A 24,244-nucleotide genomic window follows, 5' to 3' on the forward strand; every position below is an offset into this window, starting at 1 on the left:
CGCCGATCCGGTGCGTCACGCGCCGCCGAGGCGGATGGCCTTGACGAGCAGCAGGACGGCGCTGAGCAGCAGGTAACCGCGGAGTGTGAGCATGCCCAGGCGCAGGCCCGGTGACCACTGGACGGGCTTGAGCAGGGCCAGCGGGGGCATCCGCCAGGCCAGCTTCTCGGACGCGGACATGGTCGGCGCCGGTACGGTCGGAGCACCGGCGCGCCGCCGCGCGATCCACAGGCCGACGGCAGCCGCGGCCAGGCCCACCGCGAGCACGACGGCGAGCAGGCCGGCCAGGGCCTTCACGTTCAGGGCGGGGAAGAGCGTGGTGGCCATCAGGGTGGCGGAGAGCAGCAGGAGCACGGCGATGATCAGGGTGGCGAGGAGGTTGAGCCAGCGCGGGTTGGTCCAGGGGCCGAGGACCTCGGAGTCGTTGCAGAGCAGGAGCAGGAAGACGCTGGCGGACGGGAGGAGCAGGCCGGCGAGGGCCTGGACGGCCTCGGTGATCACACCCAGTGGCGCGCCCGGGATGAGCACGATGGCGGCCGCGAGCAGCACCATCAGGCTGTAGGAGGCGTAGAACTGCTTGGCCTCACCGAAGCCGCGGTGGAGTGAGTGGCGAAGGTTGAAGACGTCACCGAAGGCGTAGCTGGTGGCCAGCGTGACGGCGGCCGCGCCGATGATGCTGGCGTCCATCAGGACGACCGCGAACATGACGCCCAGGGCGTGGCCGCGCCCGTCGAGCGCGTGGGCGACACCGGCGGCGTCGGTGAAGCGGCCCGCGAAGGCGGTGCCACGGGCGGCGTAGTCGGCGACCATGACCAGCGCGGCGGCGCCGATGACGACCACGAAGGAGCCGATGACGGTGTCGGTGCGTTCGTAGCCGATGAAGCGGGGGGTGATGCGTTTGTCGATGACGTTGGACTGCTGGAAGAAGAGCTGCCAGGGGGCGACGGTGGTGCCGACGATCGCGATGATCAGCAGGACGGCGTCGCTGGTGACGCCGCCCAGGATGCCGGGGACGACGAAGTGGTGTGCGGCCCGGCCCCACCTGGGCTCGGACAGCAGGGTGAGCGGGACCAGCAGCAGACTGATCGCGATGAGGGCGAACATCGCGCGTTCCCAGCGACGGAAGGAGCCGCTGGCGGTGACGGCGATCAGCAGCAGGGCGGCGGTCGGGACCACCCAGTACTTGGATGCCCCGAGGTAGCCCGCGGCGAGTGAGATGCCGATGAACTCGGTGACGATGGTGAGGAAGTTGAGAACGAACAGGTCGCCGACGCTGAACCAGCCCCAGAACCGGCCGAACCGTTCGTTAATCAGCCGGGCGTGGCCGACGCCGGTGACCGCGCCGAGGCGCACCACCATCTCCTGGTTGACGATCAGCACCGGGATGAGCAGCAGCAGGACCCACAGCAGGGAGTAGCCGTGGTTCTGCCCGGCCTGGGCGTAGGTGGCGACACCGCCGGCGTCGTTGTCGCCGACCATGACGATGATGCCCGGGCCGATGATCGCCAGCAGGGTCAGCAGCCGGGCCTTCGGGCCGGGGCGCTCGTCGGACTCGTCCCGGGAGATGCGGCCGAAGGCGCCTTCGATGTCGCCGAGGTGGGCCTCGTCCAGGACGGCGCTGGGTCTGGGCGCGGGCTTGGGAGCGGGCTTGGGCGCGGGCTTGGGTGCCGGCTTGGGCCGGGGTCCCGGCTCGGGTGCGGGTGCGGAGGTGGGCCTGGGCGTAGGTGTGGGCCTGGGCGTAGGTGTGGACGTGGGCTCGGGCGTGGGCCTGGGCGTCGCGGGCTTGCCGGGGGTGGGTCGGCCGGTTGGCTCCGGCGGGTCACCGGGCGCCGTCATCCGCCCAGGTCCGTGACGCGCGTGGGCCCGGCGGAGGCGCCGCCGTCGGTGCGGTAGGCCGGGTGCGGGGCGGGTTCGCGCCGGCGCCAGTCCTCGGGGATGACCGTCTCCAGGATGTCGTCGACGGTGATGACCCCCAGGATCTGGTCCTGCTGGTCGACGACGGGCACGGTGAGCAGGTTGTAGTCGGTCATCAGCAGGGCGACGTCCTCGACGTCGGTGTCCGGGAGGACCCGGACCGGTTCGGTGGCCATCACCTCCTCCAGGCGGGCGTCCGGCCGGGCCTGCAGCAGGACCACCAGGGTCACGGTGCCGATCAGCCGGTTCCCCTCCCGGACGACGTGGATGCTGGTCAGCGCCTCCGGCTGCAGCGTCCGGGCCGCCCGGGCCAGACTCAGCGCCTCGGTGACGGTGGTGCCCGCGGACGCGGTGAGGATGTCCAGGGCCATCAGTCCGCCGGCGCTGGAGGGGTTGAAGCCCAACAGGGTGAGGACCTTGGTGCGCTGGCCGGCGGGCAGCGCGTCGAGGACCGGTTGGCGGCGGTTCTGCGGCAGGTCGTTGATCGCGTCGGCGGCGTCGTCGGCACGCATCCGGGTGAGCACCTCGGCGATCTCGGCGTCGCTCTTCTCCTTGAGCAGGCGGGTCTGCGAGTCGGGCTCCAACTCCTCGAAGACGTCGGCCTCCAGCTCGGGGTCGGCGTGCACGGTCTGGAGGATCTCGTGGGACTCGGTCCGGTTGGCGTCCTCCAGCAGATCCGCGATGTCGGCCGGCCTGAGTCGGCCCACCCGTCCGAAGGGGCCTCGCACGCGAGCGGACTGGGCGTGGCCGATCAGCGGTTCGCAGGACTTCCAGTCCCGCCAGTGCCGCCGGCTCCCGGCACCGCTCCGCCCGAACAGCCGCGGCCGGTGGGGACTGGTGTCCAGGCAGGCGACGATCCAGCCCTCGGGGTGCGGGCTCAGGCCGAGGTCGTGGGCCCGGACCAGTTCGACGTGGGCGACGTCGATCACCCGGTGCCCGAGGACGTCGGCGCGCAGCAGCACCTCCCCCTCGCGCCGCTCGAACGGGCGCAGGTCCACGACCTCGCTGGTGAGCTGGATCCGCTCCCGGCCGAAGTCGGTGACCTGCTCGATGGGCAGGAAGACCTCGCGGCTCCCGATCCGGGCGACCAGGCCGGCGACCAGGGGGTAGTCACGTCCACGCAGACGGACGATCACATCGGCGAGGCGACCCACCGACGCGCCGTCGCGCCCCACCAGTGGTCGGCGCAACAGCTGGGACAGGGACACGACACGATCCACGGTACGAAGCTAACCCGCGCCTGGGCACGGTCCGTGAGACGCACCGCGACCGGGCGAACCTTCAGGCGGATGGCGCGACGTTGATGACGTCGAGTGCGGAGCGCAGGGCCCTCATGGGCCTCAGTTCCTCCGGCGAAGCGCCGTGACGTGTCGGCCGGTGCACCGTCGCAGACTCGGCGGGGAAGGGCCGCACGACACGGTCCGCGCCCCGGGCCCGGTCTGCGGCGTACGGGAAGTTCGTGTGGATGATGGGGTGACTGTCGTCGACGCCACCCGTTCGGTGCGGCGTTGCGCGCGAACGGATTCGGGGTTGGAATCAGATGTGAAGCTCTCCGGTGGTTCTGCCGCGCCCGCCGCGCCACTCGCCCCCGGCTCGGGTGCGGGTGAGAAAGGGCTCAAGGCCGGGGTTCTGGGGTTGTTCTCCTCGGTCGTGATCGGCCTGTCCTCCGTCGCCCCCGCGTACAGCCTGGCGGCCACGCTCGGCCTCGTCGTGGCGGGGGTCGGCCTGCAGGCGCCGATCATCACGATGCTGGCCTTCATCCCGATGCTGCTGATCGCGTACGCCTACCGGGAACTCAACGCGAGCGACGCCGACTGCGGGACCACCTTCACCTGGGCCACCCGTGCCTTCGGTCCGCGCACCGGCTGGATGGGCGGCTGGGGCATCATCGTCGCCGACGTCATCGTCATGGCGAACCTGGCGGAGATCGCCGGCATCTACGGTTTCCGGCTGCTCGGTCTCGACTCACTCGCGGGCAGCAGGCTGTGGACCACGGTCGCGGGTATCGGCTGGATCGTCGTGATGACGGCCGTCTGCTACGTCGGCATCGAGGTCTCGGCCGCCGTCCAGCGCTGGCTGCTCTGCACCGAGGTGGCCGTCCTGGTCCTGTTCGCCGTCACCGCCCTGGTCAGGGTCTACACCAGCAGCCCCAGCACGGCGATCCACGTCTCCGCGTCCTGGTTCAACCCCCTTCACGTCGCCTCGGCCCGAGCGCTGACCTCGGGCATCCTCGCCGCCGTCTTCGTCTACTGGGGCTGGGACACCGCCGTCTCGGTGAACGAGGAGAGCGCCGACAGCAGACGCACCCCCGGGCGCGCGGCGGTCATCTCCACCGTGCTGCTGCTGATCATCTACTCCCTGGTCTCCACCTCCGCACAGGCCTTCGCCGGAGTCGGCACGACGGGCATCGGGCTGGGCAACGCCAACAACTCCGGCGACGTGCTCTCCGGGCTGGGCAACGCCGTCTTCGGCAGCCAGGGGATGGGTCAGGTCTTCACCAAGCTGCTGATCTTCATGGTGGTGACCTCCGCGGCCGCCTCCACCCAGACGACGATCCTGCCGCTGGCCCGGACCGTCTTCTCGATGGCCGCACACAAGGCCGTCCCCTCGCAGTTCGCCCGGGTGCACCGCCGCTACCTCACGCCCACCTGGTCGACCGTCGGCGTGGGTCTGGCCTCCATCGGCTTCCTCGTCCTGCTGACGACGATCAGCCGCGACGTCCTGGCCGACTCCGTCCAGTCGGTCGGCCTCGCGATCGCCTTCTACTACGGCCTCACCGGCTTCGCCTGTGCCTGGTACTTCCGCAGGGTGCTCACCCACAGTTCCCGGGACCTCGTGTTCAAGGGCCTGCTCCCCGGCCTGGGCGGGCTGATGATGGTCTACTTCTTCTGCTACGCGGCCTTCGACGTCTACGCCAACCCCGCCTACGGTGCGACCTCCTTCGACCTGCCGCTCATCGGACGGACCGGCGGGGTGACCGTGATGGGTCTGGGCGCCCTGCTGGTCGGTGCCCTGCTGATGCCGGCCGTCACCCGTGAGCACACCACCGCCCTCAGGCTGCAACGGAGCCTGTTGCCGCACAGCCTGCCAGCGCTGAGCGCCGTCGACCTGGCGAGCCGCTATCTGCCCGCCGACAGCCGGTCCGGAGTGGGCGGTGACTGGTTCGACGTCGTCCCGCTGTCGGGCAGTCGGGTCGGCCTGGTCGTCGGGGACGTCCTCGGCCACGGTGTGCGCGCCGCCGCCACCATGGGTCGCCTCCGTACGAGCGTGCGGGTCCTCGCCCGACTGGACCTGGATCCGGGCGAGCTCCTCGACCACCTGGACGACCTGGTCAGGCAGACCGGCCAGGAGCGGGCCGGCGCCCGATCCGACGAGGCCCTCGGGGTGACCTGCCTGTACGCGGTCTACGACCCGGTCTCCGGAGAGTGCACCATGGCGTGCGCGGGCCACCCGCCACCCGCGATCATCAGTCCGGGCAGCGGCGTCAGCTACCCCGAGCTCCCGTTGGGCCGCTCCCTCGGACGCGGTGGCATGCCCTTCCGGAGCATGGAACTCCGGCTGCCCCCGGGCAGCCTGATCGCCCTCTTCACCGACGGTCTGGTCCAGGCCGCCGCCCACGACACCGAGGTGGGGCTCGGCCTGCTCGCCGACGTGCTCAGCCAGGACCGCCGGCCGCTGGAGGAGCTCTGCGACCAGGCTGTGGAGACGCTGTTGCCCGGGCCGGTGGACGACGACGCGGCGCTGCTCCTGGCCCGCACCAGGATGCTCGGTGCCCACCAGACGGCGGTTTGGGAGCTGCCCACCGATCCGACGGCCGCTGGAGACGCCCGCACCGCGACCACCGCGAAACTGGGCGAGTGGGGACTGGACGAGCTGTCGTTCACCACCGAACTGATCGTCAGCGAGCTGGTGACCAACGCCCTCCGCTACGCCCCGGGGCCGATCCGGGTCCGGCTGATCAGGGACCGCTGTCTCACCTGCGAGGTCTCCGACACCGGACACACCTCGCCGCACCTGCGGTACGCCGCGAGCGACGACGAGGGGGGCCGCGGCCTCTTCATCATCTCCCAGCTCACCCAGCGGTGGGGGACCCGCTACACGCCCAGCGGCAAGACCATCTGGGCCGAGCAGGACCTGCCCGCCGAGGAGCCCTCGTGAGCTGGATCCGCCGACGAACCGGTGATCCGGCCGACGCCAGGCTGAGCAGCGCCGGCCTGGCGGCGCCCGCTCCGCCGACCTGGATGCGGTGGCTGCCGGCCGGCTACGTCGCGGTCGTGCTGCTGCTCGAACCCGTGACCCCCGTGCAGTGGCCGGTGAGCTTCCTGCTCATCGCCCTCCCGGTGGTCGCGGCCTACACCCGCGGCCCGGCCGGTGTCGCCGGCATCACGGTCTTCGCAGTCGTGTTCGAAGGCGTCCTGGCCGGCACGCCGTGCTGTGCCGGCCGCGACGCGGGCGACCTGTGGGAGCGCCACTACATCGCGGCCTACATCTCCACCGCCCTGGTCGGCGCCCTCGGCACCGCGCTCGCCGCCTACCGGCAACGCCAGGAAGCCCACCTGATCCACGCCAACTCGGTCGCCGAGGCGCTGATGCGCACCCTGCTGCGCCCGGTGCCGCGCCAGGTCGGCCACGTGCTGGCGGCGGCGCTCTACCGCCCCGCCGAGGCCGGCACCGTGGTCGGCGGCGACCTCTTCGACATCCGCGTCACCCAGGCGGGTGAGCGGGCCATCATCGGCGACGTCCGGGGCAAGGGCCTGCAGGCCGTGCGGACGGTCGCCGACGTCCTCTGCAGCTTCCGCCACGCCGTCTACGAGCCCGGTGACCTGCTGCAGGTCGCCGCCGGCATGGAACACCGGATGGCCGGCGAGCCCGGCGCCCTGCCCGACCCCGAGCTGTTCGTCACCGCCGTCCTGATCGAGTACGACGCCCGGGCCCACCGCCTGACGATCGTCAACCACGGCCACATCGAGCCCGTGCTGATCTCCGGCGGCGAGGTCCGGGCGCTCACCGGCCCGCCCGCCCTCCCCCTCGGCCTGGGCGCGCTGGCCGACGTACGCCCCACCGCCCACACCCATCGCTTCTCCCGCGGCGACGTGCTGCTGCTCTGCACCGACGGGCTGATCGAGGCCCGCGACCCGGCCGGGGCCTTCTACCCTTTCCTCGACCGGCTCCGGGACCGGTTCGCCGGCCGGCCGGCCCCGAGTCCCGGCGAGGTCATCGACTTCCTGGACACCGACCTGCCCCGGCACACCCGGGTGCTCCACGACGACGTCGCCCTGCTCGCCATCGCCCCGCTTCGGTAGGACCGACGGACGCCGCGGTGACGCTCCCGGGGTCGTCCCGTGGCGCACCCGGGTGGCACGGCCGTGCGCGGCAGTGCCACCCGGGTGATCACCGATCCGAGAGGGCTCCCTCTCAGGACGAGGGCGTGCAACCGTAGAGGGTTCCGGTGGCCGAGCCCCCGAACATGCCCGCCAGGCCCGCCAGCCCGGGCGACTGGGCGCCGCCGGCCCGGCTCGGCGGGGGGTTCACCCCGTAGCTGGTGGACGGCACCTCGGTGCAGTTCTGCTTCACCCAGGAGTCGATCTGGGTGACCGAACCGTCGTCGGCACCGCCGCCGAAGAGGGCGCTCATCCCCCGGCCGCCCTGGACCAAGACGAACCGCACCTGACCCGCGTGCACCATCGTGGTGAAGCCGCTCAGCGAGGGCTGCGGGACCGAGCCGCTGAACCCGCCCATCGGCAGCACGGTGTCGCCGGTGGCCAGGATGTACGGCGACGCCGAGGACCAGTTGTCGACCGCCAACACGTACTTGGCCCCGTCCTGGTGGGACTTGACGTAGTCGTACAGCGCGCGCTGGTCGCTCGTCAGGGTGGCCGAGCCCCCCAGGCCGCCGAAGGCGCCGGCGCCGCCGGGCTGCGCCCCACCCTGCCTGCCGAGCTCGCCGAGGATGCCCTCGACGCGGCTGTTGCCCGCGACCCCCTCGAACATCGCGCCCATCCCGGTCGACGGACCCGCGCCGGCGTCGAGGGCACTGCCCGCGTACTTCGGGTCGAGGACCGAGGACGACCAGGCGACCGGGGTGACCACGGCCCCCGCCAGCCCGGCCAGCAGGCCGACGGTCAGCAGCCGGGAACGGGTCCGGCGGGTGGCTCGTCCCCACACCATCGCGACCACACCGAGCATGGAGGCGCCCAGCATCAGCCACTTCAGCCAGGGCAGGAAGGTGGGGTCGAACGTGCTCAGGTACCAGCTCCAGCCGGCCTCGGCCGCGACCGCGACGGGCAGCGCCCAGGCCGCCCGGCGGCCCTCGCGGTAGGCGTCCCACATCAGCACCGCGCCGGCGCCGCAGAGCGCCGCCAGGGCGGGGGCGAGGGTCGACATGTAGGCGGTGTGCGGGATGGAGCTCATGTCACTGAACACCGCGCCGATGACGAGCAACCAGCTGCCCCACAGCACGAATCCGCCGCGGAGCCGGTCGGTCCGCTCGGCCCGCCGCCGGGTCCACAGGCCGAAGGCGATGGCGAGCAGGGCGAACGGGTACATCCAGCCGATCTGCGGGCCGAACCTGCCCTGGAACAGCTTGAGCCAGCTCGGCCCGTCGTTCATGCCCCCGAAGCCGCCGCCCCGGCCGCCGGCGTGCGCCGGAGCGCCGCCCGCCAGGCCCTGCGGGGCCGTGCCCGCACCCGGAGCCGCGCCCGCGCCGCCACCGAAGCCCGCACCGGCACCGCCACCGAAGCCCGCACCCACGCCCGCGCCGAAACCGGCGCCCCCGCCCGGCAGTTGACCGCCCCCGGGCCGCTGTACGACCGGCCGGCCCGCACCGCCGGAGCCGTGCGCCCCGCCTCCCCCCATCCCGCTGCCCATGCTCGGGATGGAGCCGGGAACGTGGATCCCGAACCGCTCCAGGCCGTTGTAACCGAAGACCATCGCGACGGCGCTGTTGTTGGTGCTGCCGTCCACGTAGGGACGGTCCTTGGCCGGCACGACCGTCATCATCGCCACCCAGGACAGCGACACCGCCAGGCAGACCGCACCCGCCACCAACAGGTGGCCGAACCGCCGGCGAAGCCGGACCGGTGCCGCCACCAGGTACCCGATGGCCAGCGCCGGCAGCACCATCCACGCCTGCATCATCTTGGCCTGGAATCCCACACCCACCCAGACTCCGGCCAGCACCAGCCAGCGCAGCCGCCCGTCGAGCACCGCGCGCTGGTAGCAGTCGGCCGCCAGCACCAGGCAGCAGACCAGGGCGCCGTCCTCCATGGAGTGCCCGAACATCGAGGCCACCACCGGCGTGAAGGTGAACAGTCCGGCGGCGGCGAGGCCGGCCCGCGGACCCGCCCACCGGCGTACCACCCGGTACATCACCAGCACGCTGAGCACACCCTCGACGCACTGCGGCAGCGTCACCGACCAGGCGTGGAAACCGAAGATCCGGGCGGACAGCGCCTGCGGGACGAACGAGCCGGCGATCTTGTCGGGAGTGATGGTGGCGCCGGGGTCCATCGCACCGAACAGCAGTGCCTTCCAGCTCACCGACATGCTCTTCACAGCGTCCGAGTAGAACGGCGCGAAGCCGGAGGAACTGATGTTCCAGGCGTAGAGGACGGCGGCCAGGGTCGCGATCACCAGCAGCGCCGGCCGGGCCCAGCGTGGCTGGTCGACCGGGGAGCGCCAGAACATCCAGGGTCTGCGCGCCCCACCGACACCGTTGCGCCTCACCTCTCCCGCACTCGCTGGATGGTCGACGGCGATCGCAGACACAGCGCTACCTCCTGGTGGCCGGGGGATCCAGTCGCGACCACGTCCCGGCGTGCCGCAGCCGGACGAGTCACGGGTCGACCCTGGCAAGCGCCGGTGAGACCGGGTTCAGACCCCCCTGGGAGAGTGATGAGAAAAGCGCGCCGCGGATCGCCATCTCCGGTCCGAGGTGGTAGCCGGTCGAACGCGGCGTCAGATCGGTGCGTCCAGTGCGAGTTGGCCGATGCCGGGCAGCTGACTGTCGAGTTCGCCGGGCTCGAAGCGGCACATCCCGACGGCGTGCCAGAACTCGCCGGCCACGTCGCCCTCGTACTTGTAGGCGCCGGACGGGGTCAGGGTGGCCCAGCCGCCGGGGGTGGCCACCAGGGTGGCCCGGAGCGCGGCGGCGTCCCGACCGTTCCAGCCGTCCGGGACGGTCCAGAGCCGGACAGTTCCGTCCTCGCCGCCGCTGGCGAGCAGCGAGCCGTCCGGGCTGAAGGTGACGGCGAGCACGCGGCCGGTGTGACCGGCGAGCCGGCCGAGGTCCCGGCCGGTGCGCGGGTCCCACAGGCGGATCACCCGGTCGTCACCGGCGGTGGCGAGGCAGCTGCCCCGGGGGTGGGCGGCGGCGGTCCACAGCCGGCCGGTGTGCCCGCGCAGCTGGTGGCGGGGACGGCCGTCGACCCAGACCACGGCGCGGCCGTCCCAGGACGCGCTGGCCAGCCAGGAGTCGTCCGGCGCGGTGGCGACGGCGTAGACCCGGTCGGTGTGGCCCTCCAGAACGGCCTCGACCCGGCCGGCGGCGAGGTCCCAGATCCGGATCCGGCTGTCGTCGCAACCGGTGACGAGCCGGCCGCCGTCTGCACCGAAGGCGATCGAGCGGACCCGACCGCGGTGTTCGGCCAGGGTCGCCACGTGGGCGCCGGTCGAGCGGTACCAGATCCGCACCGTGTCGTCGTCGTTGGCGGTGGCCAGGAAGACGCCGTCGGGGCTGAACGCCTCGGCCCAGACGTGTTCGGTCTCGACGTCGAGCTGCCGCTGGTACTCGCCGGTGTCGGCGTTCCACAGGTACATGTCGCCGTCGTTGCTGGCGGTGGCCAGCACTGGGCCGGTCGGGCCGAACGCGGCGGAGACCAGCCGGTTGCTCTGGCCGGTGATCTCGCTGACCCGGCGGCCGGTGGCCGGGTCCCACAGCCGGACCACGCCGTCGTTGCCGGCCGCCGCGAGCAGACCGCCGGTCCCGCTGAACGAGAGCGCGCCGATCCGGCGGCCGTGGCCGCGCAGCAGCTGGCGGCTGTGGCCGGTGGCCGGGTCCCAGAGCCGGACCATGCCGTCGTTGCCGCCGGTGACCAGCAGCGGGTCGGCGTCCGGCCCGTCCGGGCCGCCGGACGGGCGGAAGGCGCAGGCCCAGACCGAGCCGCGGTGCTCCGGCGGCTGCCTGAGCAGCGGGACGGCCGCCGGGTCGGACCCACCGGCACCGGGACGCACCTGCCAGACCCGGACCAGACCGTCGCTGTCGCCGGCCGCCAGCCGGCTGCCGTCCGGGGCGAACGACACCTGGTAGACGGCACCGGTGCAGCCGGGCAACAGGCCCGCCGAGCGGCCGTCGGCGGCGTCCCAGAGCCGGACCTGGCCCGTGGTGTCGCCGCTGGCGAGCAGCCCGCCGGCCGGGTCGAAGGCGAGGGTGTAGACCCGGCCGGGGTGGCCGGTGAGGGTGTGCCGGGGCCGCCGGCCGTCGAGGTCCCAGAGCCGGACCGTGCCACCGGCCGGTCCGCCGCCGTCGGCGGTCGCCAGCGTCCGCCCGTCCGGACTGAACCGGGCCCGGTAGACAGCCCCCTGATGGTCCGCCAGTTCGGCGATCCGGCGGCCGGTGGCGACCTGCCAGAGCCGCACTCCCCCGGCGGCGTCCCCGGTGGCCAGCAGGGTGCCGTCGGGGCTGAACTCAGCCGTGTACACGGGTGCGGTGTGGCCGGGCAGCCGGTGCAGCCGCCGGCCGGAGCCGGTCTCCCAGAGCGTGACGGTGCCCTCCGCGTCGCCGCTCGCCAGCAGCGCGCCGTCCGGGCCGAGCGAGACCGGCCAGACACCGCCGGGGTGCACCTCCAGCCGCTGCCGACAGGCGCCGGAGACCGGGTCCCAGAGCCGGACCGTGCCGTCCGAACTGCCGGTCGCCAGCACGCCCTCGGCGAACTTCACCGCGTACACCCGGCCCGAGTGGTCCTTGAGGGTGCGCAGCGCGGCACCGGTGACCGCGTCGCAGACCAGGACGCTGCCGTCGTCGCTGCCGACCGCGAGCAGCTGCCCGTCGCTGCTGAAGGCCAGCGGCTCGGGCAGCCGGCTGGTACGGACGTCGAAGCCGTACGGGACGCCGACCTCGGAGGGTCGGAAACCGGACTCGACGGGCAGCCCCGGGGCGATGGCGGCGGCCCGGAGTTCGGGCGCCGCCAGCACCACCGGGTCGGTGACGGACGAGATCAGGGCGGCCCGCTGCCAGTGGCCGCCGGCCAGCCGGGCGCCCCGCAGGTCGGTCCGGATCAGCCTGGCCCGGCGCAGGTCGGCACCGCTCAGGTCGGCACCGGTGAGGTCGGCACCGTCCAGCCGGGCGCCGACCAGCCGGGCGCCGCGCAGGACCGCCCCGGACAGGTTGGAGCCGACCAGCCGGGCGTCGGTGAGGTCGGCGTGGCTGAGGTCGACCCCGGAGAAGTCCCGGTAGGAGAGGTCCTCGCCGGCCAGCAGGGTGCCCCGCAGGTCGGTGTGCGAGGGCACCCGGAGCCGGGCCAGCACCCGGACGGCGTTGGCCCGGGCGATCTCGTCCTGCCGACCGGAGTCGCCGGCGGACGTGTCCAGCACGCGCCGTGCCCAGTCCTGGCAGACCCGGTGGTCGGCCAGGTCACAGAGGAACTCGACCGCCAGCCGGCTGAAGCGGCCCCGGGCGAGGAGCGCGGACTCGCCGTCCGTCAGCCGGGCCGCCGCCTCCCGGGCGACCAGCCACTCCATCACCGAGCCGTGGATGAACTGGAACATCCCGTCGTCGGTGCGGACCAGCAGGCTCCCCGAGCCCACCGCGTGCGCCGCCTGGGGCACCGAGGTGACCGGCCCGCCGGCTCCCCGGGCGGGCGCCGTGAGACCGGTCAACGCCATTGCCAGGTCGGTCAGTTCATCCAGCGGCAGGGCGCTGCGGCCACTCTCCCAGAGGCGCAGCGCGAGTTCGGTGACGGCCGTCCAGAGCTGGTCCAGGCTCAGCCCGGGCGCCGCTCCCGGGGCACCCTGCGCGCGACGCGCCTCGAACCGCAGCCAGTCGGTGAACACCTCCTGGTAGAGGCCGGCGGCGCTGAGCGCCCGCCCGGCGCCGGCGACGGCACGCAGCCGGTCGTACTCCAGCTCGGCGACGAAGCTCAGCAGTCGGGGGTTGCGGCAGAGCACGAGCAGGTCCGGGATGTCCTCCAGCAGGCGGAACCGGCGGTCGGCCGCGGTCTCGTCGCCGTACCGGTTGGCCAGGTAGCCGCGGATCTGGGCCGGAGTGAACTCCCGGACGTCGAGCAGCAGGCGCTGCGGATGCTGGTCGACCCGCTCGCCGAGCGCGGTGAACACCTGTCCCTGGGAGGCGAAGTGCTGGGTCCGGCTGGTCACGATGATCTTGGCAGCGTCCACCGAGGCGTCCAGCAGCACCTGGAGGTGGTCGGCGGCCCGCTCGTAGCTGACCCGGTTCACCAACTCGTCGAAGCCGTCCAGGAGGAGCACGATCCGGCCCTGCCGGAGCAGGTAGCGGAAGGCCCTCAGGTCTATGGTGTCGATGCCGCGCCCGGCCAGGTGGGCGGCCACCAGCTCGTCCACCGTGTGCGCCCGGTCCAGCGCCTTCAGCTCGATGAACAGCGGTGTCAGGTGGGGCAGTTCGAGCGGGATCCGGCGGGCCAGCTCGCGCAGCGCGAAGGTCTTGCCGTGGCCGAAGTCGCCGAGCAGCAGCACGAACCGGCCCTGGTCGCCGTCGAGCAGCCGCAGCAACTCGTCGACCAGACCCTCGTGTTCGCCGACGCTCGGGCGGTCGAGCCGGCGGTAGCGCTGGGGCAGGTAGAGGCTCGGCGGGTACTGCGTGTCGGTGCGCAGCCGCTCGCTCTGTGCGGCGACGTAGTCGCGCAGGTCGAGCAGCCCCTGGAACTCGACGAAGCTGCACAGCCGGACCCCGCGCCGGCGCGCCCGGTCGCGCAGCGCGCGGCTGGGCGGCGGCCCGTCGTAGACCAGCTCGGCGTCACCCGGTACGCCGCTCAGCGCGGTGCTCTCCGAGGCGTGCACCTGGGCGACGAACCGGTCGAGCTCCTCGGTCCCGGGCGTGCCGGCGCAGACCGCCACCCGCTGCTGGCGGACGAAGCCGGTCTCGTTCCAGGTGACCAGCAGTTGGGGCACCGGCCCGGTCACGGTGCGGAGTTGGGCACCCGGGTGCCTGGTCCGGCACACCTCGGCGACCCGGGCGATCAGCACCTCCAACGGGGAGGTCAGCGCGCGGGCCTCACGACTCGGCGGCTCGGCGGCGGCGACGGGCTCCGCCGGGCCGGCCGGCTCGGCCTGCGCCGGCGGGAAGGCGCGGTGGGCGCTGGGCCAGGGGCCGCCCAGCCGCTCGGGCTCGGCGGCGCTCGGCCCGGCCCAGCGGGCGAGACCGTCGCGGGAGAGGCGGAGCAACTGGTGCGCGCCGGGCGCGGCGGCCCGGAGCGCGGACGGCCCGGCGCCGGGCAGCGTACTGACGGCCGGGTGGCCGTCGGCCGGTCCGTGCAGCAGCAGGTGCAGCCGGGGTGCGGTCAGCCGGGCGAACCGGTCCAGGTCGCGCAGCGGCTCGGGGGCGCGCTCGGTCCGGGCGCCGCCGGCGGTGGAGCGGGTGGGCGCGGAGAGCGGGTGCCGCAGTGCGCCGATCCGCAGCCAGCCCTCGACCTCGTACGGTCGCAGCGCCTGGGCGAACCAGGCGGCCTGCTCGGGGCCGAGCCAGCCGTACTGGTCGTCGGGCCGATGGCTGTACGCCATCGAGGAGTTGAGGCCGGCGACCACGGTGCCGAGTTCCGGGACGGGGAACAGGGTCCACGGCTGGTCGCTGTCGAAGACCACGTCGAGGCCCTGGTAGAACTCCTGGAACAGCCGGGTGTAGTGCCGCCACTTCGGCCAGTACGGCGGCCGGGGTCGCTGCTCGTCCGCCTCGCAGGTGCTGAAGTAGGCACGGGAGGCGGCCAGGTTGACGTCCTGGCCGCCGGGCACGATGGCGACCCGGTGCGGTTCCAGGCCGAGCAGGGCGCGCAGTCCGGTGAGGAAGGTCAGCGCCTGGTCGCACTCGCGCGGACTGCCGGAGGCGGTCAGGTCGCCGGTCACCACCAGCAGCTCGGGGGTGGGGGCACCGGCTTGGCCGAGTTCGACCAGGTCGCCCCAGACCGCGGCCTGGAGTTCGTCGGGGTCCTGGCCACGGCCGAACGACGGGCCGGCCAGGTGCAGCACGGTGACGCTGTCCCGCCCCGTCGTGGCCGTGGGCGCCACCGGGTACTCGGGCTGGTTCGCCGGTCGGCGCCGGCCGCCCCAGCCGGTCCGGCCGATCGGTCGGGCCAGCGGCGACAGCGGCAGCGGGGTCGTCCGGTCGGGCTCGGTGGCGGGGGAGGCCACCTCGACGGGGTAGGGCGGCCGCAGTTCGGGCCGGGCGTGGCCGTCCAGCGCCTGCTCGATCCGGGCCAGCAGCAGCCGGCGCGCCTGCTCCGGATCGCCGATGCCGACCAGGTCGACGTAGGTGATGGTGGCGAGCAGGCCGTCCACCGGCACGTCCTCGACCCGGACGGTGAGCAGCCGGCGCTCCGGCGCGTCCGGGTCGGCGCGAAGCGCGGCCTGCCACTCCAGGCGCCCGTACCGGGAGCGTTCGTAGTGGCTGGAGAGCAGCGCGATCACGGCGGCGGACTCGGTGACGCCCCGGTCCATGAACTCGACGAAGTTGGTGCCCGGTACGAAGTCCCAGGCCTGCAGGATGGTGCGGTAGCCCGCCTCCTCCAGGGTCCAGGCGATCCAGGACGCCCAGCGTTCGTCGGCCGGTGAGTAGCTGATGAAGAAGTCCAGTGGTTCCCGGGTGTTCGTCTCAAGCGCCCCCATGGTGACACTCTATGACGTGTCATCAGCTCGCGGAACGGTAACGCCGGGATCACCACCGGGATCGTCCGCCCGGTGCCCCGGTGCCGAGCGTGTGCGATCCTGTCGGCTGTGTTGTCTCTGAGACGTCTGCAGACACTGGACTGGGTGGCCGTGGGCCTGCTCGGCTGCGGCCTGCTGTTCCTGGCCACCGGCCTGCTGCCGGCGCCGACCGCCGGATCGGCGATGGCCCGGGTCGGCCCGCTGCTGGCCTTCCTCGGCAGTGTCATCGTGCTGGCCGAACTCACCAGCGAGGCCGAGGTGTTCGACGTGGTCGCGGCCGGGGTGGCGCGGGCCGGGCGGGGCAGTTACGCCGCGCTGTTCGTGCTGTGCGTGGGCTTCGCCGCGCTCACCACGGTGACGCTCAACCTGGACACCACGGCGGTGCTGCTCACCCCGGTGATGCTGGCGCTCGCCTCCCGGGTGGGGATCGCGCCGGTGCCGCTGGCGATGACCACGGTCTGGCTGGCCAACACCGCGAGCCTGCTGCTGCCGGTGTCCAACCTGACCAATCTGCTGGCGGCCAACCGGGTCGCGCTCTCGCCCACCGGTCTGGCCGCGGTGATGTGGGCGCCGCAGCTGGCCGCGATCGCCGTGACCATGGCCTGCCTGTGGCTGTTCTACTGGCGGCGCGGCCGGCGGGGGGCGCCGGGGTACGCGCCGCCGGCGCCGCACCGGCCGGCGGATCCGGTGCTGTTCCGGGTCTGCGCGCTGGCCTGCGCGGGTTTCCTGGCCGCGATACTCCTGGCCGACCTGCCGCTCTGGGCGGCCTCCGGCGCGGCGGCCGTGGTCGTGGTCGTGGCGTTCGCGGTCCGGCGGCCCGCGGCGCTGCGACCGTCGCTGGTCCCGTGGCGGCTGCTGGTGCTGGTGCCGGGGATGTTCCTGGTGGTGCAGACCGTGGACGTGCACGGGCTGCACCGGCTGCTGGCCGCGGCGATCGGCACGGACGACGGGCCGACGGGGATGTTCCGCGCCTCGCTGGTCGGCGGGGGCCTGTCGAACGTGCTGAACAACCTGCCGGTCTACCTGGCCGGTGAGGCCGCCGTGCCGGTCGGCAACCACCGGCAGCTGCTGGCTCTGCTGATCGGCACCAACGTCGGCCCGCTGGTGCTGCCCTGGGCTTCCCTGGCCACCCTGATCTGGTACGAGCGCTGCCGCGCGTTCGGCGTCCGGGTGCCGTTCCGCGGCGCGGCGGCCACCGGCGCGGTACTGGCCGTCGGCGCGGTGCTGGCCGCCACCGCGGCGCTGGTCGTGACCGGCTGAGTCACCTGGTCCGCGCCTGGGCGACCAGGTCGAGCAGGTACGGCACGACCTCCGGCCGCCCGGCGACGAAGCCGCGCTCGGTGTCCGGCAGGCCGATCCGGTGGCTGAAGCCGCCGCCGTCCAGCGCCCGGACGTCCAGCCCGGCCTCCGCGGCGAGCAGGCTGCCGGCGGGCAGGTCGATCTCCTCCGGGCGGTAGCCGACGAAGCCGTCGATGTCCCCACGGGCCAGCATCGACCAGGTGAGCAGCGGCGCCCACAGCTGGAGCAGTCGCCGCGCGCCCGACTCCAGCGCCGACTTGAGGGCGCCCGCGGCCGGGTCGTCGCGCGGGACGGCGTGGCCCTGGGTCCAGGCGAGCACCGGGCCGGACGACGGCAGCGGGCGGACCGGCGCGCTGAGCCGCCCGTGCGGGCCGTACGCGCCGCAGCCGCTCAGCGCCCGCCAGGTGCGCAGCGTCACCGGGTCGTGCACCACGCCGAGCACCGGTCGCCGGTCGACGCAGAGGGCGATGCCGACCACGTAGGCCGGCAGGCCGATCACCACGTTGTTGCTGCCGTCGAGCGGGTCCACCAGCCAGGTGCGGGAGGGGCGTTCGCCCTCCAGCAGGCCGGCCTCCTCGGCCAGGATCCGGTCCAGCGGGAAGTGCTCCCGGAGCCGACCCACCACCAGGCGCTCGGCCAGCAGGTCCAGATCGGTGACCACGTCGCCCCGATCGCCCTTGGGCCGGACGGCGTAGTCCTGCCGGCACCGCGAACGCAGCAGCGTGCCCGCCTCCTCCGCGGCGTCCACCGCGATCCGGCACTCGACGGCGAACTCGCTCGGCGGGTCAGGACGCGGGTTCATGGATCCTCCTCGCGCAGGCCCGGGCGATCCGGGCGGTCTGGGCGCTGTCACAGGTCCGGCGCACCACCCGGTGGGCGGGGGCGTCGATCCGGCCGAGCATCAGGTCGCGCCCCCGGGGCAGCGTCCGGGCGAGCACCAGGGTGGCCGCCGCGCCGCCGGCCGGCAGCACGGTGGTGTGGAACTCCCCCGCGGGCAGGGTGTACGTCTCGCCCCGCCCGCTGGTGTGCTCGGCCCCCGGCGCGCTGCGCACCAGCCGTGCGGTCGGGTGGAGTTCGTCCACTCCGGAGCTGCCGCTGATCACCTCGAAGACCCGGTGGGTGGGCCGATCGGTCTCGTCGGAGACCCGCACCCGCAGGTTGCCGATCTCCCCGTAGAGCACGCTGCTGGTCAACTGCCAGCTGTGGCAGTGCACGACGGTCAGGTCCGGATCGCCGGGGTCGGGACCGGTGGGCTCGAAGATGTGCACGCACACCCCGAGGGCGCCGTCGCGCAGGATCGGCAGGCAGAGGAAGCCCAGCGGGTGCCGGACCGCGTTCAGCCGCCGGGCACCGGAGGCGATCGGTTCGAGCTCCCGGGCCACCAGGTCGGGCAGCTCGGACGAGGCCGCCGTACGGCCGGCGACCCGCTCCAGCAGACTGAAGTCCACGGTGATCACCTTCGGTACGGGTTCTCGGCCCGCAGCGCCTTGTCGACCACCTCGCCGACGTCCCGGTCGTCGAAGTCGGGGGGCAGCGGCAGTCGCAGCCGGTCGAAGAGCCGGCGCGCCTCGTCGACCGTCGGATCGTCGCTGAGCGGTTCGGCGTCCCGGAGGTCGACCTTGGCCGCCTGCTCCCGCTGGTGGTGCAGTTCGGTGGCGTAGTAGTCGTAGAGCGGCCGGTTCCGGTCCACGTACAGGCTCAGCCGGCTCGGGTCGTCCTGGGTGATGATCAGGCAGGAGGCCGAGAGGTCGAAGCGCAGGGTCGGCACGACCGAGGAGAGGTGGACGTCGATCTCCAGGGTGTCCAGCCGCTGCCGGTACCAGCAGGCCGCGAGCACGGTGGCGAAGGACTCCTTGCGGGTCCGCTCCACCGTCCAGCGGTCCCGGTCCGTGCGGTGCGCGAAGGTCTGCCGGAACCGGGCGTAGGCGGCGCAGGCCTGCTCGTCGCCCGGGTGCACGATGTCTATCTTGACCGTCAGCGACCGGCGTTGGCGCTGCGCCTCCTCGACGCACGCGGGCAGCGTGACCGCCCGCAGGTACGTCCCGGTGCCGCCCTTGAACACCCACCGGTCGGTGTCATGCCGGGCCCGCGCCAGGGCCTGCTCGACCTCCGAGCCGGCCAGCTCGCGCATCGCCGTCAGGCTCTCCAGCGCGCGCCTGGTGCCGTCGGTGGCCTCCCGGATGTCCGCCACCCGGCGCCGGCGCTCGGCCAGCGACCCGTACACCAGCGCGGCCAGCACCAGCAGGATCGCGCCCGAGACCAGGTTCTGCGGGACGGCGTCCCCGAGCATGTCGAGCAGGCCCACCACGACGGCACCGCTGAACGCGACGACCCCGTCCGAGTTCCTGATCGCCCAGGCGATCGCGTTCTCCAACCGGCGCCCCGGCTCCCTCGTGGTCCCTCCCACATCGCCTCCCGCGGCCATGGTAGGAGCGCCGGGAGATCATCCGCCAGGGGGCCAATCGACGTTTCGGACAGGTGGGCTGACGGAACGTCACACCGTTCGGGCCGCCCTTGCCGGACCGCGCCCACCGGGGGCGCGGGTGCGCCCCGGCGGGCCGTGCGCAGGTGCGGGGAACACCACGGGCCACCGGCGCGCCACGGAGGGTGGAGCAGGCCGGCGGGCGCCCCGCGACGCCTGCGCGTGGGCCCTGATATGCGGCGATAATGACGTTGTCGGAAGGCTCTGCGGATTGCGACGGAGCAGGTTTTGGTGTTCACCGGGGTTGCGCTTGCTGCTCTCTACGTGCTGGACGAGGACGCCGGAGAGCTGCGGTTGGCCGAGACCGCCGGGGACGGGGCCGGCGCGGTGGACAGCCTGGCACCGAGTTACCCGTTGGCCGGCCGCTCGCCGGTCGCCGCTGCCTTCCGCTCCGGCCGGCCGCTGTGGTTGACCCCGGCGGAGGCCGCCGCCCGGGACGGGATCGACGCCGCCCTGGGCGCGGTGCCCATCAACACCGGGCGGCCGGGCTGCCTGGTGATCGTGGAGCGCGCCGGGGAGCAGTTCACTCCGGACCGGCGCGCCCTGCTGGAGCTGTACGCCGGCCAGGTCGCCGCGCGGCTCGGGGCCGCGGAGTCGGGCGCCGCGCTGGACTCCACGACGGTCGGCTCGTTCACCCTGCTCCTGGACACCGGGCGGATCGACGCGGACGGGCCGGCGCTGGACCTGCTGGGCATCGCCCGGGACGGCTTCGACGGGCGGGTGGAGGCTCTGCTCACGGTGACCGTACCGGAGGACCTGCCCGCGCTGATGGCCGTCCTCGCGCCGGATCGGGTGCCCCGGGAGGACCGGGACCTGGAGTTCCGGATCCGCCGGCCCACCGGTGAGGTGCGCTGGCTGCGCCTGCGGCACCGGGTGGTGGGCGGCGACGGCGGCCGGCGGCCGGAACGGGTGCTGGCCGTGCTCGCCGAGGCCGGTCCGCTGCGCTCCCGGCACGACGAGGTCTCCTGCGTCCAGCGGCTGACCGCCGCGCTGGCGAGTGCGCGGACCGCCCGGGACGTCGGCCGGGAGGTGGCGACCGCGCTGCGGGAGCCTCTGGGAGCCGACCGGGTGACCGTCTTCGAGTACCACGCCGAGCGGCCCGAGGCCTGGCGTTTCGGCTGGGGCGCCGACTGGCCCGGAGCGCCGGAGCCGCCCGTTCTGGAGGCCGCGCTGCGCCAGGGCGGCCTCAGCCTGTGGACCGCCGACGGCGAACGCGCCCCCGGCGTCGGCCCGGGCGGCCTCGCCGTCCTGCCGCTCCCGGCCGACGACCAGTTGGTCGGCGGCTGCCTGCTCGGCTGGGACGAGCCGCGGGAGTTCGGCCCCGAGCAACGCTCCCTGCTGGCCGCGGCCGCCGGCCTGGCCGGGCAGGCGCTGGCCCGGGTCCGGTCCCTCGACGCCGAGCGCGAACTCGCCGACACGCTGCAACGCGGCATGCTGCCCCGCAAGCTTCCGACCGTTCCCGGCTGCGCGGCCGTCGCGCGCTACCTGCCCGCGACGACGGGCCTCGACGTGGGCGGTGACTGGTACGACCTGATCCCGCTCTCGGACCGGTACGTCGCGCTGGTCGTCGGGGACGTGCAGGGACACAGCGCCGAGGCCGCGACGATCATGGGTCAGATCCGGACCGCCATCCGCGCCTACGCCGTGGAGGGCCACCCGCCCGACGTGGTGGTCTCGCACGCCAACCGCCTCCTCGTCGGGATGGCCACCGACACCTTCGCCACCTGCTGCTACGTCACGCTGGACCTCGAGGAGGGCGACGCCTGGTTCGTCCGGGCCGGCCACCTGCCGCCGCTGCTGCGCGCCCCGGACGGCGGCGCCGCGGAGGTCGCGGTCGAGGGCGGTCCCCCGCTGGGTGTCTTCGCGGACACCGACTTCCCGATGACCATGGTGGGCCTGGCTCCCGGCACGGTCCTGGTGCTGCTCACGGACGGCCTGGTGGAGTCGTCGAGCCTGCGCCTGGAGGACGGCCTGCGACGGGTGGGCGCGCTGCTCGCCGCCGCCGACCCGTCCGACGCGGAACGGATGGCCGACGACCTGGTCGGCGCCGCCGAGCAGCGCGAGGACGACGTGGCGCTGCTGCTGTTGCGCTTCGACGGGACGACGGCACGGCCGCTGCGGGCGGGCTGGGCCGCCTGGCGGCTCCCGGACGCCGTGATGCACGCGCGCCGCTTCACCGCCCGCACCATGCGCTCCTGGGGCGTGACGGCGGAGACCGACACCATCCTGCTGGTCGTCTCCGAGCTGGTCACCAACGCCATGGGACACACCCAGGGCGAGGTGCGGCTCGACCTCACCCTCGCCGGCGAGCGGCTGCGGATCGCGGTGAGCGACTCCGAACCGCGGGCCCCGGTCAAGCCGGCCAGCGTCGACTGGGAGGCGACCGGCGGCCGGGGGCTGCTGCTGGTGGAGGCGATGTCGGCGGCCTGGGGTTCGGTTCCGCTCAGCGGCGGCAAGCAGGTGTGGAGCGAGATCGTGCTGCCGGCGCGCGAGCCCGTCGTTCACTCGGGGCGACTACCATCGGCTGGGTAGGCCGTCTTTTCGTCGGCTGGTTCCAGTGGCTAGAAGGCCCCTCGGATGAAGAGCTACCTGGGTCGCAGCGCCGTCGCCGCGACCGTCCTGTCGCTGGCCGCGGGTCTCGCGGCCTGCGGGGCGACGGTGGACACGGCCGGCGGTTCGGGCGCCGGTGCCTCGGGGCGAGGCGGTTTCACCGTCGGCCTGCTGCTCCCGGACACCCACACGGCTCGCTGGGGGACCGCCGACCGACCCCTGATCGAGCAGAGGGTCAAGCAGCTGTGCGGCGGATGCACGGTCCGCTACGCCAATGCCTCGGCGGACGTGGCCACCCAGCAGCAGCAGGTGGATTCCATGATCGCGAACGGGGTCCGGGCGCTGATCATCGACCCGGTCGACCACAAGGCGATGCGCTCCTCCGTCGTCGCGGCGTACAAGGCGCACGTCCCGGTGATCTCCTACGACCGGCTCGCCGAAGGCCCGGTCTCCGCCTACTCCAGCTTCGACTCCGAGCAGATCGGCCGGCTCCAGGCCGAGGCGCTGGTCACGGCGATGGGACCGAAGGCGCCCGAGTCGCAGATCGTCATGATGAACGGCGACCCCACCGACCCGAACACCTCGGCCCTGCAGAAGGGGGCGCTCTCCGTCCTGAAGGGCAAGGTGAAGATCGGCCGGTCGTACTACACCGCGGGGTGGATCCCGGAGAACGCCTTCAGCAACATGTCCGCCGCGATCGCCCAACTGGGCGCGAACCGGATCGACGGCGTCTACTCGGCCAACGACGGCCTGGCCAGCGGCGTCCTCGCCGCCCTGAGGGCCGCCAACATCAGACCGCTGCCCCCGATCACCGGGCAGGACGCCGACCTCGCGGCGGTGCAGCGGATCGTCAGGGGCGAGCAGTACGTCACCGTCTACAAGTCCTTCGCCTCGGAGGCCAACGCCGCCGCGGAGATGGCCGTCGCGCTGGGCCGTGGCCAGAGCCTGAACGGCATCGCCACGAGCACGGTCGCCAACGACACCCGCAACGACATCCCGGCCGTCCTGGGCACCCCGGTCCCGGTCACCATCGGCACCATCCGCAGTGCCGTCGTCGACAACGGTCCCTACACGATCGACCAGATCTGCACACCGAAACTCGTGCCCGACTGCCAGAAAGCCGGACTCACCACCGCTTAGGCAGGAGTTGGTTCAGGTGGCACCCACCCCGGTGCTGTCACTGCGCGGCATCTGCAAGAGATACGGTGCCGTCCAGGCGCTGCTGGACGTCGAACTGGACATCCAGGCCGGCGAGGTGGTGGCCCTGGTCGGGGACAACGGCGCCGGCAAGTCCACCCTGGTCAAGGTGATCACCGGGGTCGACCCGGCCGACGAGGGCGTCATCGAGTGGAACGGCCGGCCGGTCCGGATCAACAGCCCGCACGACGCCCAGACCCTGGGCATCGCCAGCGTCTACCAGGACCTCGCGCTGTGCGAGAGCCTCGACGTGGTCGGCAACATCTTCCTCGGCCACGAGATCTGCGTGGCCGGCGTGCTCGACGAGGTGGCGATGGAGCGCCGGACCCGGAGGATGGACCTCCTGGACAGCCTCTCCGCCCACCTGCCCAGCGTGCGGGTCCCGGTCGCCTCGCTCTCCGCGGGCCAGCGGCAGACGGTGGCGATCTCCCGGGCACTGCTCAGCGAGCCCGAACTGCTCATCCTCGACGAGCCCACCGCGGCCCTGGGCGTCTCGCAGACCGCGCACCTGCTCGACCTGATCGACCGGCTGCGGGACCACGGCCGGGGCGTGCTGCTGATCAGCCACGACCTGGGTGACGTCAAGGCGATCGCGGACAAGGTCGCGGTGCTGCGGCTGGGCCGCAACAACGGCTTCTTCGACGTGCCGACCACCTCGCAGGAGCAGATCGTCTCCTCCATCACCGGTGCCACGGACAACGCCGTGACGCACCGCAAGACCCGGCCCTGGGAGGCGACCCTGTGAAGAGCACCGGAAGGTCCAGGAGCCCCTCCTCCGCCGCGCCCCGCGACGCCGCCCGCGCCGGGCCCGCCGCCGCCCGGGGGCCGGGCGGGGGGGGGTGGGGGGGTGGGGGGCAGCTCGGTGGGATGGGGTGCGGGGCGGGCGGAGGCGAGCCCGGGTCGTTTTTGGTCGTC

General features: G+C 73.5%; 13 protein-coding genes. 6 read left to right on the forward strand and 7 right to left on the reverse strand.

Going from position 1 to position 24,244, the window contains the following annotated elements:
• Positions 1–15 precede the first annotated feature (15 nt).
• Both ACZ38L_RS01835 and ACZ38L_RS01840 read right to left on the reverse strand, forming a co-directional pair.
• Positions 16–1,836 carry an NRAMP family divalent metal transporter gene (locus ACZ38L_RS01835; RefSeq protein ID WP_465688248.1) on the reverse strand — a complete coding sequence of 607 codons (1,821 nt, stop codon included), beginning with the start codon at positions 1,834–1,836 and terminating at the stop codon, positions 16–18.
• Positions 1,833–3,122 (reverse strand): magnesium transporter MgtE N-terminal domain-containing protein, encoded by a 1,290-nt coding sequence (locus ACZ38L_RS01840; protein WP_465688250.1) that lies wholly within the window; start codon positions 3,120–3,122, stop codon positions 1,833–1,835. The genes ACZ38L_RS01835 and ACZ38L_RS01840 overlap by 4 nt, the downstream gene beginning before the upstream one ends.
• Before the next feature lie 322 nt (positions 3,123–3,444).
• Between ACZ38L_RS01840 and ACZ38L_RS01845 the strand changes: the two genes are divergently transcribed.
• Together ACZ38L_RS01845 and ACZ38L_RS01850 are read left to right on the forward strand one after the other, a co-directional pair.
• Positions 3,445–6,072, forward strand: a complete 2,628-nt coding sequence (locus ACZ38L_RS01845) for a SpoIIE family protein phosphatase (protein WP_465688252.1) — start codon at positions 3,445–3,447, stop codon at positions 6,070–6,072.
• The gene (locus ACZ38L_RS01850) at positions 6,069–7,217 is read left to right on the forward strand and encodes a PP2C family protein-serine/threonine phosphatase (RefSeq protein ID WP_465688254.1); all 1,149 of its coding nucleotides are present in this window, start codon (positions 6,069–6,071) and stop codon (positions 7,215–7,217) included. The genes ACZ38L_RS01845 and ACZ38L_RS01850 overlap by 4 nt, the downstream gene beginning before the upstream one ends.
• A gap of 112 nt (positions 7,218–7,329) precedes the next feature.
• Here the strand turns inward: ACZ38L_RS01850 and ACZ38L_RS01855 are convergent, their stop codons facing one another.
• Entirely contained in the window at positions 7,330–9,600 is a 2,271-nt protein-coding gene (locus ACZ38L_RS01855) for an ArnT family glycosyltransferase (protein ID WP_465688256.1), read from the reverse strand.
• 270 nt (positions 9,601–9,870) lie between these two features.
• On the reverse strand, positions 9,871–15,762 hold the full coding sequence (locus tag ACZ38L_RS01860) for a TIR domain-containing protein (protein WP_465688258.1): 5,892 nt from the start codon (positions 15,760–15,762) through the stop codon (positions 9,871–9,873).
• 108 nt (positions 15,763–15,870) lie between these two features.
• Between ACZ38L_RS01860 and ACZ38L_RS01865 the strand changes: the two genes are divergently transcribed.
• A complete protein-coding gene (locus ACZ38L_RS01865) occupies positions 15,871–17,061 on the forward strand; it encodes an ArsB/NhaD family transporter (protein ID WP_465688260.1) in 1,191 nt (396 codons plus the stop codon).
• 1 nt (position 17,062) lies between these two features.
• Here the strand turns inward: ACZ38L_RS01865 and ACZ38L_RS01870 are convergent, their stop codons facing one another.
• From ACZ38L_RS01870 to ACZ38L_RS01880, 3 genes are read right to left on the reverse strand one after another with little or no spacing between them, the layout of a single operon-like run.
• A complete protein-coding gene (locus ACZ38L_RS01870) occupies positions 17,063–17,902 on the reverse strand; it encodes an inositol monophosphatase family protein (protein WP_465688262.1) in 840 nt (279 codons plus the stop codon).
• Positions 17,886–18,548, reverse strand: coding sequence for a hypothetical protein (locus ACZ38L_RS01875; protein WP_465688264.1), 663 nt, complete (start codon positions 18,546–18,548; stop codon positions 17,886–17,888). Before ACZ38L_RS01875 ends, ACZ38L_RS01870 begins: the two co-directional genes overlap by 17 nt.
• Positions 18,549–18,553: 5 nt before the next feature.
• Complete coding sequence (locus ACZ38L_RS01880) at positions 18,554–19,474, reverse strand: hypothetical protein (protein WP_465688266.1); 921 nt, start codon at positions 19,472–19,474, stop codon at positions 18,554–18,556.
• A 339-nt stretch (positions 19,475–19,813) separates the two neighbouring features.
• On the opposite strand from ACZ38L_RS01880, the gene ACZ38L_RS01885 reads away from it, so the two are divergent.
• Genes ACZ38L_RS01885 through ACZ38L_RS01895 form a run of 3 tightly spaced genes read left to right on the forward strand, consistent with a single transcriptional unit; the run spans position 19,814 to position 24,074 of the window.
• Positions 19,814–22,114 (forward strand): SpoIIE family protein phosphatase, encoded by a 2,301-nt coding sequence (locus ACZ38L_RS01885; protein ID WP_465688268.1) that lies wholly within the window; start codon positions 19,814–19,816, stop codon positions 22,112–22,114.
• A 45-nt stretch (positions 22,115–22,159) separates the two neighbouring features.
• The gene (locus ACZ38L_RS01890) at positions 22,160–23,272 is read left to right on the forward strand and encodes a sugar ABC transporter substrate-binding protein (protein WP_465688270.1); all 1,113 of its coding nucleotides are present in this window, start codon (positions 22,160–22,162) and stop codon (positions 23,270–23,272) included.
• Between the two features lie 7 nt (positions 23,273–23,279).
• Positions 23,280–24,074, forward strand: a complete 795-nt coding sequence (locus ACZ38L_RS01895; RefSeq protein WP_465688272.1) for an ATP-binding cassette domain-containing protein — start codon at positions 23,280–23,282, stop codon at positions 24,072–24,074.
• Positions 24,075–24,244: the final 170 nt, after the last annotated feature.

The organism is Kitasatospora sp. NPDC024654, assembly GCF_055559155.1.

Bases quoted from the DNA above. Each gene is read 5' to 3' on its own strand.
- ACZ38L_RS01835 (WP_465688248.1), bottom strand. From the start codon at position 1,836: ATGACGGCGCCCGGTGACCCGCCGGAGCCAACCGGCCGACCCACCCCC.
- ACZ38L_RS01855 (WP_465688256.1), bottom strand. From the start codon at position 9,600: ATGTTCTGGCGCTCCCCGGTCGACCAGCCACGCTGGGCCCGGCCGGCG.
- ACZ38L_RS01860 (WP_465688258.1), bottom strand. From the start codon at position 15,762: ATGGGGGCGCTTGAGACGAACACCCGGGAACCACTGGACTTCTTCATC.
- ACZ38L_RS01870 (WP_465688262.1), bottom strand. From the start codon at position 17,902: ATGAACCCGCGTCCTGACCCGCCGAGCGAGTTCGCCGTCGAGTGCCGG.
- ACZ38L_RS01890 (WP_465688270.1), top strand. From the start codon at position 22,160: ATGAAGAGCTACCTGGGTCGCAGCGCCGTCGCCGCGACCGTCCTGTCG.